Here is a 13,087-nt window from a genome sequence, read left to right on the forward strand (position 1 = left end):
ATGATTTCCAAACAGACCATTGATAAGATATTCTCCACGATCCGGGTAGAAGAGATTGTGGGTGAATATGTGCAGCTGAAACGGGCAGGGTCTAATTATAAAGGACTCAGTCCCTTCCACGAAGAAAAATCTCCCAGTTTTGTCGTTTCTCCGAGTAAGCAGATCTGGAAGGATTTCTCTACAGGAAAAGGAGGAACTGCGATTTCCTTCCTCATGGAAATTGAAAACTTCACCTATCCCGAAGCGCTTCGCCATGCTGCCAAAAAATACGGAATTGAAATTGAAGAAGATCAGCGCGAGTTTTCTGAAGAAGCTAAAAATGCCCAGTCTGAAAGGGATTTATTATATAAAATTCATGAAGTGGCCAATGATTACTTTCAGAATTTCCTTTGGGAGGCTGAAGAAGGAAAATCCATTGGACTCGCTTATTTCAGGGAGCGTGAGCTGAAAGATGATATCATAAAAAAATTCCAGCTGGGATATTCTCCTGAAAAGAAAAATGCCTTTACGGCGTATGCTTTAGAGAAAGGATATTCTAAAGAAATTCTGGAGAAATCAGGACTCTCTATTTTTCCTGAAAATGCACCGAATGGAATTGACCGTTTTCGTGAAAGGGTCATCTTTCCGATCCATAGTTTCTCAGGAAGGGTATTGGGTTTTGGTGCCAGGATCCTTAAGAATAATGTAAAAACAGCAAAATACCTCAATTCCCCGGAAACGGAGATCTATCATAAATCGAATGTCCTTTATGGATTAAACCAAAGTAAGCAGGCTATTTCCAGGAAAAACGTCTGTCTCTTGGTGGAAGGATATATGGACGTGATTTCCCTTCATCTTTCCGGAATTGAAAATGTGGTGGCAAGCTCGGGAACTTCCCTGACGACAGAACAGATCAAACTGATCAAAAGACTAACGGAAAATGTAACCATTCTCTTTGATGGAGATAATGCCGGAATTAAAGCCAGTTTCCGGAGTATTGATATGTTGCTGACAGAAGGAATGAATATCCGAGTTCTTTTATTTCCTGAAGGAGATGACCCGGATTCCTTTGCCAGAAAACATCCGCAGGACTATGTGGAAAAATTCATCGAAAATGAGGCGATGGATTTTATTGATTTTAAAGCTGAAATTCTTTTAAAAGAAGCAGGAGGCGATCCTATTAAAAAGGCCGAAGCGATCAGGAACATCGTTAAATCCGTAGGGTTTGTTCAGAATGCCTTGAAAAGAGAGGTTTACTTAAAAGAAGTTTCCAATAAATTCGGACTTTCCGAACAGAGCTTGTTTAATGAACTGGATGTTCAGAGGCAGATTACCCAAAATCAGAACCAGCATGTTCAGCAGCAGAAAGAAAATGTTCCCGTTAAAATGGATATTGTCCCTCCGGATGAGAATAAAGGGGATCCTTTTCTGTATGATGTCTTGTTTATGGAGAGTAAGCTTGTAGATCATATGCTGATGTTTGGAGATGTTGTTTTAAAAAGAACGGACGCTAATAATGAGGAGTATCAGATCACGGTCATTGAAGAAATTCTGCACCATTTTGAGGAAGAGCAATATCAATTTTTGGTAAAAGGAAATGAGATCATCATTAATCAGGTAAAAGAAGGCATCCAGCAGGATGAACTGAGAAGCGGGAATTTTTTCGTATCTTTTATGGACGAGCAGATCACCTCGAAGGTAGTAGATGCGTTAATTCCATTGGATGAGCTTGAAAACTGGGCTTCCCGGAATATTTATCCTCCCAATTACGGGGATAAAGTGGCAGAGCAGATTAAAGGTGACGTCTTGCTGCATAAATACCGGTATATCGACTACCTGATCAAAGAAACGGCTAAAGAGCTGGATCAATACAGTGGAAAAGATGAAGGAAAATATTTTGAACTGATCAAAAAGATCACCTTATTGAAACAGGCGTCAATGAAACTCAATGATATTATCGAATACTCACCCATTAAAGGGATTTATAGAGACAGTAAAAGATAATTTTCAGACAAACTGTTGGCGGGGCACCAATCATTTCTGACAAAAAGTCCTATAAAATTTTAGGAATAAAAGTTGTAATTTAAACTTCAGAAAAATTTAAAATAATACCAATAGAAATATGGACATTAAAAAAGAATTCAGAGATTTCTCTGTAAAGCATTTAGGAAACAGCGGTTTGGTTACCGATCAGTATATGGGGATGTATGGTCCAACGAATCTTACGCCTTACATTATGGAGGAAAGAAGATTGAACGTTGCTCAGATGGACGTTTTCTCCCGTTTGATGATGGACAGGATTATTTTCCTTGGAACCGGAATCGATGACCAGGTAGCTAATATCGTAACAGCACAGCTTTTATTCCTTGAAAGTGCTGACCCTTCAAAGGATATTCAGATCTATATCAACTCTCCTGGTGGTAGTGTATATGCAGGTTTAGGTATCTATGATACGATGCAGATCATCAAACCGGATGTAGCGACAATCTGTACAGGTATTGCTGCTTCAATGGGAGCTGTATTGTTAGTTGCCGGAGAAAAAGGAAAACGCTCCGCACTTAAGCATTCAAGGGTAATGATCCACCAGCCTTCAGGAGGTGCACAAGGTGTTGCTTCTGATATGGAGATCAACCTGAGAGAGATGTTGAAATTAAAGCAGGAGCTTTACGATATCATTGCAGAGCATTCAGGACAAACTTATGAGTGGGTTGAAAAATCTTCTGACAGGGATTACTGGATGACTTCTGAAGAAGCTAAAAACTACGGAATGGTAGATGAGGTTTTACAGAGATCCAAAGAGAAAAAATAAGTTTCTTTAAATACTAATGAAAGCGCACCGATAGGTGCGCTTTTCTTTTTTTATAATAATCCTATGTCATTAACTACGTCTGATCTTCGACTTGAGAACGGAGCGCATATGAAGTGAAGGAATCTAACACTATATGTCTTTTTTTTAACCACAAAAGTCACAAAAGTTTTTAAACACGTTAGCTGTTTTTAAGGACCAGAATGCTGTATAGAAAATACACTTAAGTTTTAAAAAAATCTTTGATTTTTTGACAGCGACCTGGGAACCGGAAACGTTAAAAAAATGAATCCTATAAACGTTAAGAAAATTCTACTGTCTGAGGGAGAAGTAAATATTAAATCTTGAACCTTTGTTTCAAGATAAAGAAATTAAGTCATATTTAAAATACAATTATTATTCAATTCAACATTAGTTCACAATCGCTGTTTACATTCGCAACCATAAAAAGTAATCATGAAAAAACTTCTTCTTTCATCTCTTATCCTAGGAACTTTATGGTCATGCAACAATGATGATACGGTAAATAACCAGGACATCAATTATAATAAACTACCACAGGAATTTCCTTTTACAACGGTTGCTACGATCAATGGAGTCGCTGTAATTAATGGTGGTTTCGGTTCCGGAGCAACAGCCCATCCTACCCGTAAAGGAGAATTTTATGTGATCACGGACCGTGGTCCCAATACCGCTTATCAGAATGGAATTAAATTCCTCATTCCCAACTATACACCCACGATCATGCATTTTAAGATCAATTCTGATGGAAATATTGAAGTACTGAAGTATATCAAGCTTAAAAATCCTTCGGGACAACCTATTACAGGACTTCCAAACCCTCAGGGAATGGGAAGTACGGGTGAAATTGCTTATGGTGTCAATGGAAATGTATTGGGGACTGATAATTACGGATTGGACAGTGAGAGTATTGTAGCTGCTGCTGACGGCACGTTTTGGGTGTCTGATGAATATGGACCTCACATCGTTCATTATAATGCGGATGGGGTGGAGATGGAAAGGATCAGTCCTATTGGAGTGAATACAGGAAACAGGAAATTGCCTGCCGTTTTCGCAAAAAGAAGACCTAACCGGGGAATGGAAGGAATGTGTATGACTCCTGACGGAAAGATGCTGGTGGGAACGATGCAGTCGACCATGTATGTTCCTACCAAAGCTCTCGCTACCAATACTACTTTAACAAGGATTGTAACGTTTGACCTTGCAACCGGGCAGACAAAACAATATTTGTATAAGCAGGATGGGGGAGCATCCGATTCCGTTTGTGATATCACGGCGATCAGTAATACTGAGTTTTTAGTTATTGAAAGGGACGGAAAATTCGGTTCTCAGGGAGGACTGAAGAAAGTATACAGAATTAATCTTTCCGGCGCATCAGATGTTACCGGTCCCGATCTGGCGGCTGTTGATGGGCTAAAGATTAATGATAAAGCTTTGGAACAATCCACATGGGCTGAGATTGATGCTGCCGGGCTAAAGCCGGTTTCCAAGACTTTAGCTGTGGATCTGGTTGCTAAATTGGGATATGAACACGACAAATTCGAAGGAATTGTTTATCTGGGAGGAAATAAACTGGCTGTTTTCAATGACGATGATTTTGGCGTTACCGATGATGGAAACGGAAACCCGAAAGCGAAGATTCTTCCTAAGACAGGAAAAGTAGATAAAGGAACAATGTATGTAGTCGATATTCAGTAATCATATTTTTAAAAGAAAAGCGGCGGAATACAATTCCGCCGCTTTTTATTTTTATGATATTGATTCAGTAGAGCATCTAACCTCTAACCTCTAATATCTAAAATCTAACTAATTAAAGGCCTCAATAATTTTAGAGAAATCCTCCAGTTTTAAAGCAGCTCCGCCAATCAGTCCACCATCGATATCCGGTTGGGAAAAAATCTCTTTAGCATTATCCGGCTTCACTGAACCTCCGTAAAGGATCGAAACTTCATCTGCAACTTCTTGCCCATACTTTGCAGCAATGATACTTCTGATATGTGCATGGATTTCCTGAGCTTGCTCAGGTGTAGCCGTTTCACCGGTTCCGATTGCCCAAACGGGTTCGTAAGCAATTACTACTTTTTTGATTTCCTCTGCGGAAAGGGTAAATAAAGCCACTTCAGTCTGGTTTTTTACCACTTCAAAGTGCTGGCCTGCTTTTCTCTGTTCAAGTGTTTCCCCATTGCAGTATACAGGAATTAAACCTTTATCAAGTGCTAACTTAACCTTTCTGTTGCAATGTGAATCTGTTTCACCGTGGTATTGTCTTCTTTCAGAGTGTCCGATAAGTGATCCGGTCACATCAATGGATTCCAGCATATCTGCAGAAAGCTCTCCTGTATAGGCTCCGCTTTCATGCTCGCTCATATCCTGGGAAAAAACTCCGATCTCATCCTTTTCAAAGATGTCTTTTGCCATCATCAGATACAATGAAGGAGGAGCGATCCAAACCTCACAATTCGTCGGGTTATTGTTTTTATAACTAAGTAATTGAATCATTAATTGCTGAGCATCAATTACATTTTTGTTCATTTTCCAGTTTCCTGCAACGATCTTTCTTCTCATAATTATTTTACTATTTAATCTTCTTTTATTTTAGTGTCTATAAATGTGTAGGTGTTATCTTTTTTACCCATTAATTCAATTGATTGGAACTTTACATTACCGTTATCCAGTACTTCATAATTGTACACATCAATCACCTTATCATAGTTATGAAGTTCATAATATTTTCCGGATTCTGTCCACCAGCTGCCATTTTCAGTTTCCTGTTGTACGTTACCGTCCTGATCAATAGCAACAAATAAAAGCATGCTTTTTCCGTTTTCCATCCTGCATGAAACCCAGTACTTTGAGAAACCTTCGATCTGTTGGTTTTGTTCAGAACCCTTATAACATCCTACCATCTTTGGATCGTAGGTTTTTTGTTGTGCTGTTAATCCTATTCCAATACAAAATAAGGATATGGCAAATAGTTTTTTCATAAAATTATTGATTAATTCCTTCTAATTTAAACATAAAGGCGTACACCAAAGCAGTATCCTTCAGGTAGTCGAATCTTCCAGAAGCACCTCCGTGACCATAAGCCATATCAGTTTTTAAAAACAATACATTTTTATCTGTTTTCATATCCCGTAATTTTGCCACCCATTTTGCAGGCTCGAAATACTGTACCTGTGAGTCATGCAATCCTGTTGTTACCAGAAGATTGGGATAATTTTTCTTTTCTACATTTTCATAAGGCGAATAGGATTTCATATAGAAATATGCCTCTTTATTATTGGGATTTCCCCATTCATCATATTCATTGGTGGTTAATGGGATGCTTTCATCAAGCATGGTATTCACCACATCTACAAACGGAACGTGAGCAATAACTCCATTCCAAAGATTCGGGCTCATATTGGCAATCGCTCCCATTAATAAGCCTCCGGCGCTTCCGCCCTGAGCATACATATGCTTTGGAGAAGTGAATTTTTCCTTTACAAGATATTCTCCAGCATCGATGAAATCCGTAAATGTGTTCTTCTTTTTCATCATTTTACCATCTTCATACCACTGCCGTCCCATCTCCTGACCTCCACGGATGTGAGCCATCACAAAGACAAATCCTCTGTCTAAAAGGCTTAATCGGGTAATGCTGAAAGAGGCATTGGATGAATTTCCGTAAGAACCATAGGCATAGAGCAACAGCGGATTTTTTCCGTCCTTTTTTAACCCTTTTTTGTACACAACTGAAAGAGGTATTTTTGTGCCGTCTTTAGCGATAGCGAAAAGTCTTTCTGTTACATAATTATCCTTATTGTAGCCTCCTAAGATCTCCTGCTGCTTTAAAAGAGTTCTTTTCCCTGTTTTCAGATCTTGTTCAAACTGGGAAAGCGGCGTAATCATAGACGTGTATCCGAAACGGAAATTGTCCGTATTGTATTCCGGGTTTCCTGCCGGAGAAACGGTATAAGTAGGTTCATCGAATTTTACAAACTCTTTTTTCCCGGTTTTCCTGTCATAAATGACCAATTGGGAAAGCCCATTTTGCCTTTCGCTAAAAACCAGGTAATTTTTAAATTCCGTAATGCCCTGTATTAAAACATCTTTTCTGTGGGGAATAAAATCTTTCCAGTTTTCAACTCCTGTTTTGGTTAAGGGAGTTTCCACGACTTTAAAATTAAGGGCATCTTTGTTCGTGGTGATCAGGAATTTATTCTCTAATGGTGTTACATCGTATAAAACATCCTTCATCCGTGGCTGAAATACTTTAAATGTACCATTAGGATCATCTGCATTCAGGTATCTTGTCTCGGAAGATGTAGTGGCAGTAGAATAAATCATAATGAACTTCTCATTTTTAGATTTTCCTACCCCGATGTAATTGGATTTATCCTTTTCTTCATAAACCACCACATCTTTACCAGGATCTGTTCCGAGTTTATGCCTCTTGATTTTTTCAGACAAAAGTGTTACGGGATTATTCTCAGTATAATAAATGGTTTTATTATCATTAGCCCATATTGCCTCACCTTCGGTATTTTTGATGCCCAGATCGGTTGTTTTTCCTGTGGAAAGGTCCTTTAAAAACAATTTATACTGCCGTCTCGAAACATCATCCACACCATACACCAGTTTTGTATTATCCGGGCTTATGTTGAATCCTGCTGCTGAATAATAAGGGTGTCCCTCAGCAAGCTGGTCCACATCCAGGAGTATTTCTTCAGGTGCCTCAAGACTACCTTTCTTTCTGCAATATTTAAAATACTGTTTTCCCGTTTCAGTCCGTGTATAATAGTAATATCCGTTTTTGAACGAGGGAACCGATTCATCTTTTTCTTTGATCCTGGATTTCATTTCCTGGAAAAGTTTTTCCCTGAAAGGTTCCGTATCCTTCATCATTCCTTCCCAATAGGAATTTTCCGCCTTCAGGTAATCAACAACTTTTGTGGAGTCTTTTCCTTTTTTGAAGTAATCGATCATCCAGTAATACGGATCATTTACCTTATCACCGTGTATCGTTCTGATGTGTTCCTGTTTCTCTGCAACAGGAGCCTTAAGATCAGGGAATTTTTGAGATTGAAGGGTAGAAGCACTCATGATTAATAGTCCTAGATATAATTTTTTCATACTCATATTGGTTTTTTGGGCAGGTGTCTAGTTCAGATGCCACAAATTCTTTAAAAGCTTATAGAAGGTATGTTCTTCATCCGTTACTTTGTTATCAGCTTTTATAAGTGTTTTGGCAAATTCTGCAAATTTTACGCGCTCTTCTTCCGTAGAGTCATCATAAAAACAACGGGCATGAAATTCAAAATGATCTTTCCATTCTTCAGGCTGAAGCAGGGCGATGGTTTCCAGTTCATTATCCAAATTCATTTTGAACGGAAATTCATCAGCTAAATATTGCTGTACAAGCATTCCTTCTTCAGGGGCAAATTCTCCGTCTACGGAAGAAAGAATCATTAATAAATGGTAACCGGCGATTGGCTTATTTGACTTTTGCATGAGTTGATTAAAAGTTTAGTGTTTAAAGTGGGTCAATTGACTCCTATTATGTATACGTTATTATTTAATATAATCTTTTGCAGGCTGTTTGTCTACAATTTTTCCGTTCTGTAATATCAGGACAAACGGGTTGCTTCTGGCAATGGTTTTAATGGCAGTTCCATCCATCATTGCATTTTTAATGGTTTTAAATGTGTTCGGATCCGTAGAGACACCATAGATAACTGCACCTTTCTGGGCATTTACCTTAGCTTCAACCTTCTGGATCAATTCCTGAGAAAGCTCTTTAGGGTGATAAGAAAATACCAAAACAGCCTTTGGAGCTTTAATAATCTCATCAGTAACCTCAAGGCCGGTAGGATCTTCAATTTTAAATTTTACAATCTCAGACTTGTAGCCTTCTTTTACGATGACAGATTCGTTTTTTCCTTCTTCAATCTTCCATGGAGAACCGTCAGCCCAATATTTTGTTTCTTTGATGTAATCATCCTGATTTACCTTTAAAACCTCCCCGGTTTTTTGATTTTTAAGAGTGTAGAAGGTTTTATATTCCGACGGGTTTTTACTGATTTTATCTTTTTCTGCTTTAATATCCGTACCGATTTTATAATCGCGGAAATCGATGAGAGGCTCGTGCATAATTCCCTGTGCCATTATGTAGACCATTACAAGACCAAAAGCTCCCAAAAGGAAATATTTGTACTTGGCCGTAGGTGTTTTCGTTGTGCTGCTGTATTCGTCTTTCCGGGCGAATTCTTTTCTGTACAGAACAAATAAAATAATCAGTCCGATCAGCAGAACAACGTCTTTAAAGAAACTCTGCCATGGCGTAAATTTTATTGCATCTCCAAAGCATCCACAATCGGTTACAACATTGAAATAAGCTGAATAAAAAGTAAGGAACCCAAAGAAAACACAAAGGGCAATGAGCATGGATAAGGTGAATTTCAGTCTTAATTTTATTAAAAGCATAAATCCAAGGAAAAGCTCCAGTACCACCACAATAACTGAAAACAGCAAAGCAAATTTTTCGAAAAATGGCATGTTGAAAACTGCGGGGGAAAAGTATTCTTCCATTTTAAAGGAAAAACCTACCAGATCCACAGCTTTTACAAACCCGGACAGGATAAAAATAACTGCAATAATAAAACGAAGTACACCTTTGATCATTTTAAATAGTTTTAGGTTCGAAATTGTTTTCTTTTTCAGAGAATTTGATCAGACAGAAAACAGCATAATTCAGCATATCAAAATAGTTGGCATCCAGGCCTTCGGAAACGATCGTTTTTCCCTGGTTATCCTCGATCTGTTTTGTTCTCAGGACCTTCTGGTAAATAAGATCTGTTATGGAAGAAATTCTCATATCTCTCCATGCTTCGCCATAATCATGATTTTTTCTTTCCATCAGAGCCTGAGCTTCAGATGCATATTTGTCATAAAGGCTTAAAATCTCATCATTATTTTCATTGAAATCGTTGGAAAGACCTTTTTCAAGCTGAATAAGTCCGATAATCGAATAGTTGACGATCGCAATAAATTCGTCTTCTTCACTTTCCTCAACCATTTTTTTATCCGTCATCTGCAGGGTCCGGATTCTGTTCACTTTAATATAGATCTGATCTGTAATTGAACTTGGTCTTAGAACCCTCCATGCTGCGCCGTAATCCTGTAATTTTTTACTGAAAAGATCACGACATTGATTGATAACTTTCCCGAACTGTACTGAAGTTTTTAACATAAATTCTCTTAATAGCCCAAATATACAAAAATACGTATTAGGTTGTGGGAATTGGAGTGTGATTTTGAGCAGAAATGCTTTTAGGTTTGAGGGTTTGAGGGTTGGGGAGCTGGATGGTTGGAGGGTTTGAGCGTAAGAGGGTGGTGGGGTTGAAGAGTATGAGAGTTGGGGATGAAAAGATTGTAAATACTAAGTGGAGAATACATTGCCAAATTGCTTATGATCTGGTGCCCATTGCTTATCAAATAACCTTGCTCATATTACTTTTACTCCTTAGCTTTGCATTATTAAAATTCACCACTAGTACATCATAACCTTTATCACTCACAAACCCTCATACTCATACGCTCACACGCTCAAACACTCCAACTCCCCAACCTTAAAAACCCTCAAACTCTCATGCTCTCCAACTCCCCAACTCATAAACCTTTTCACTCTATCAACTGCAATGGAAGAATAGTAGATTTAACGATTCCAAAAATTATGGGAATTTTAAATCTTACACCGGATTCTTTCTCTGATGGAGGGAAGTTTAACGATGAAAAGACCGCACTGGAGCACACGGAGAAATTACTGAAAGAAGGAGCGGAAATCATTGATATCGGACCCCAGTCTACGCGTCCTCACGCTGAATTTCTTACGAGCAAAGAAGAGATCCGAAGGATCGGAAAGCTGATTTCTCAGATCAAAAAAGAATTTCCTGAAGCATTGATCTCATTGGATACCTTCTATTCGGAAACGGTGAAGTTTGGTTTTGATGAAGGAATTGACCTCATTAACGATATTTCAGGAGGACAATTTGATCATAATATGTTCGATATTGTTTCAGGAACAGGACTTCCTTATATTCTGATGCATATAAATCCTTCCTATGAGAGGATGCATGACAAAACAAAATTTGAGGATATTACATTAGAGGTGAACCGGTATTTTAGTGAAAAGACCCATGAGCTTTTACAGAAAGGAGTGAGGGATATTATTCTGGATCCCGGTTTTGGTTTTGGAAAAACGGTGGAAGATCAGATGAAATTAATAGGAGAAGTGGAGTATCTGGAATTTGGACGATTTCCTCTGTTGATTGGTATTTCCAGAAAATCTTTTATTTACAAACCTCTAGGTAAAACCCCATTGGATATTAATGAAGAAACCCAAAAACTTCACATGAAAGTTTTAAAACAAGGGGCAAAAATTCTCAGGGTGCACGATGTTGCCGAAGCTAAAAAAACAGTGGAGATCTTTTTGCAAGAAAAATGATAAATAGGCTAAAAAAAACTATGCGCTAAAAAGAATCAACGCATAGTTTTAAATGGTAAACCAATCATATTTTATCTCTCTAATGTAAAGTTCGGGATCACTTTCGGACGATCACTTTCATTAGCTACTTTCCATGAAGTTCTGTACATCCATTCCGTCATTTTGTATAACTTTTTGTAATTGATGTTCTCAGACTCATCCTGTGGAGTATGGTACTGCTCATGTAAAACACTGGTAAAAAATATAGCAGGGATTCCTAGTTTTGCGTACGGTAAATGATCACTTCTGAAGTAAAAATATTCAGCATGATTAGGAGAATCCCAGTCTTTAAGGTATCTGAATTTCGTACTTTCGTTATTGGCTTCTTCAGCCATTTTTACCAATTCTTCAGAATTTTTATGCGGAGCATTTCCTCCTAACAGAGCTGCTTCTTCATTGCTGTTTCTGCCGATCATATCGCCATTCAATACTGCAACGATCTGTTCTTTAGGAACTACAGGATGGGCTGCATGCCATCTTGACCCCAAAAGTCCTCTTTCTTCGGCACCATGAAAAACAAAAAGAATACTTCTTTTTCCGGGTTGTTTTTTGTAAGCTCTTGCCATAGCAAGCATAGCTACACAGGTACTCGCGTTATCATCTGCACCGTTGTAAATGGTATCATTTTTAACCGGATGTCTTATCCCGTCATGATCCTGATGTCCGCTGATCAGAACATATTCATTTTTTAACTTGGGATCTGTTCCTTCAATTTTTCCGATAACGTTTACAGATGGATATTTATAGGTTTCTGTGATCAGGTTGATAGACACTTTAGGGTTGTTTTTTAGCCAGCCGGCATTTTCTCTTTTGATCCACAAAACAGGGATATTGTTTGTAATGCTTTCTCTTAATCCCTCTACGCCATACGATCCTCTTGTCATTTGCGGAAGAACTTCTGCCCAACTTTTTTCAGAAGTATCATCTGTGATGAAAATAATGGCTTTAGCGCCAAGATTTAGTGCCGTATTATAGTATTTTGTTCTTACAAATCCGGGATATCTTCTTACAAAAAGGGTCATTTCCTTTTCAATATTTTTATCGGAAGCGTTTACGGCCAGTACTTTTCCTTTAAGATTCAATTTAGATAGATCCTCAGGTTCGGTATTTCCGGCGTACACAACATCAGTTTCCAGATGAGCATTTACAGGTTCTGCAACAAGAAAATCTTTCCATAATCTTAATGTATTTTCACCCAGTTTTACGCTGCTTTGCGGAATTACCTGATGCCTGTACATATCAAAATACTGAAAAAAAGTGCCATTTTCTCCTGCCGGAGACATCCCGGACTCTTTCGCCTTATCTGCCAGCCACATCGAGACTTTTAACTCATTTAACGTTCCTGCTTCACGCCCCCAGAACTGATCAGCAGCCATTTCATACATATCTTTTTTAAGATCTGATTCTTTGATTGCAGATACTAAAGGCTTTTTATAGCTTTGGGCATGGGCTAAAAAGATAGCAAATACGCCGATAATTGATAGAAAATAATTTTTATTCATAGGGTGAACAAATTAATTAAGATAGGACAGCTTTTCCGAGAACTGTTTGGAAAACTCTTTCCGGTCTTCTTCCAGTTTTTCTTTGTCAGCAGGTAAAATATAATTGAAGAGAATCTTTTCTTCGCGATCGATGAAAATAATTTCCTTCTCTTCACCATCAATCATCTGCAGGAATATTTCCCACATGGAAACGTCCTTTAACCGTAAAAGGTCAAAAAAATCGTCCGCTTTTATTTCTATTTTTTTCATGTTCTG

The 13,087-nt window shown here is 38.2% G+C and carries 12 protein-coding genes; 4 read left to right on the forward strand and 8 right to left on the reverse strand.

Features of this window, described 5'->3' with window-relative positions:
- From dnaG to MTQ00_RS00500, 3 genes are all read left to right on the forward strand, one after another.
- Positions 1–1,983, forward strand: a complete 1,983-nt coding sequence (gene dnaG, locus MTQ00_RS00490) for a DNA primase (RefSeq protein WP_273647313.1) — start codon at positions 1–3, stop codon at positions 1,981–1,983.
- A 118-nt stretch (positions 1,984–2,101) separates the two neighbouring features.
- Entirely contained in the window at positions 2,102–2,788 is a 687-nt protein-coding gene (gene clpP, locus MTQ00_RS00495; protein WP_007842699.1) for an ATP-dependent Clp endopeptidase proteolytic subunit ClpP, read from the forward strand.
- 453 nt (positions 2,789–3,241) lie between these two features.
- On the forward strand, positions 3,242–4,504 hold the full coding sequence (locus MTQ00_RS00500) for an esterase-like activity of phytase family protein (RefSeq protein ID WP_273647314.1): 1,263 nt from the start codon (positions 3,242–3,244) through the stop codon (positions 4,502–4,504).
- A 108-nt stretch (positions 4,505–4,612) separates the two neighbouring features.
- Here the strand turns inward: MTQ00_RS00500 and tpiA are convergent, their stop codons facing one another.
- The 6 genes from tpiA to MTQ00_RS00530 are packed head-to-tail and all read right to left on the reverse strand — an operon-like array spanning position 4,613 to position 10,037.
- A complete protein-coding gene (tpiA, locus tag MTQ00_RS00505; protein ID WP_172277043.1) occupies positions 4,613–5,371 on the reverse strand; it encodes a triose-phosphate isomerase in 759 nt (252 codons plus the stop codon).
- Between the two features lie 14 nt (positions 5,372–5,385).
- Complete coding sequence (locus MTQ00_RS00510; protein WP_172277046.1) at positions 5,386–5,790, reverse strand: hypothetical protein; 405 nt, start codon at positions 5,788–5,790, stop codon at positions 5,386–5,388.
- 4 nt (positions 5,791–5,794) lie between these two features.
- A complete protein-coding gene (locus MTQ00_RS00515) occupies positions 5,795–7,921 on the reverse strand; it encodes a S9 family peptidase (RefSeq protein WP_273647315.1) in 2,127 nt (708 codons plus the stop codon).
- A 27-nt stretch (positions 7,922–7,948) separates the two neighbouring features.
- Positions 7,949–8,299 carry a TerB family tellurite resistance protein gene (locus MTQ00_RS00520; protein ID WP_273647316.1) on the reverse strand — a complete coding sequence of 117 codons (351 nt, stop codon included), beginning with the start codon at positions 8,297–8,299 and terminating at the stop codon, positions 7,949–7,951.
- 60 nt (positions 8,300–8,359) lie between these two features.
- Complete coding sequence (locus MTQ00_RS00525) at positions 8,360–9,469, reverse strand: BT_3928 family protein (protein ID WP_273647317.1); 1,110 nt, start codon at positions 9,467–9,469, stop codon at positions 8,360–8,362.
- Position 9,470: 1 nt separating this feature from the next.
- On the reverse strand, positions 9,471–10,037 hold the full coding sequence (locus MTQ00_RS00530) for a DUF1599 domain-containing protein (protein WP_172277058.1): 567 nt from the start codon (positions 10,035–10,037) through the stop codon (positions 9,471–9,473).
- A 483-nt stretch (positions 10,038–10,520) separates the two neighbouring features.
- Between MTQ00_RS00530 and folP the strand changes: the two genes are divergently transcribed.
- Positions 10,521–11,291 carry a dihydropteroate synthase gene (folP, locus tag MTQ00_RS00535; RefSeq protein ID WP_273647318.1) on the forward strand — a complete coding sequence of 257 codons (771 nt, stop codon included), beginning with the start codon at positions 10,521–10,523 and terminating at the stop codon, positions 11,289–11,291.
- 71 nt (positions 11,292–11,362) lie between these two features.
- Here folP and MTQ00_RS00540 read toward each other — a convergent pair whose 3' ends face one another.
- Positions 11,363–12,832 carry a M20/M25/M40 family metallo-hydrolase gene (locus MTQ00_RS00540; RefSeq protein ID WP_273647319.1) on the reverse strand — a complete coding sequence of 490 codons (1,470 nt, stop codon included), beginning with the start codon at positions 12,830–12,832 and terminating at the stop codon, positions 11,363–11,365.
- Between the two features lie 12 nt (positions 12,833–12,844).
- A complete protein-coding gene (locus tag MTQ00_RS00545) occupies positions 12,845–13,081 on the reverse strand; it encodes a hypothetical protein (protein WP_172277064.1) in 237 nt (78 codons plus the stop codon).
- Positions 13,082–13,087: the final 6 nt, after the last annotated feature.

This window comes from Chryseobacterium sp. B21-037 (assembly GCF_028570785.1).
GTDB classification, from domain to species: domain Bacteria; phylum Bacteroidota; class Bacteroidia; order Flavobacteriales; family Weeksellaceae; genus Chryseobacterium; species Chryseobacterium proteolyticum.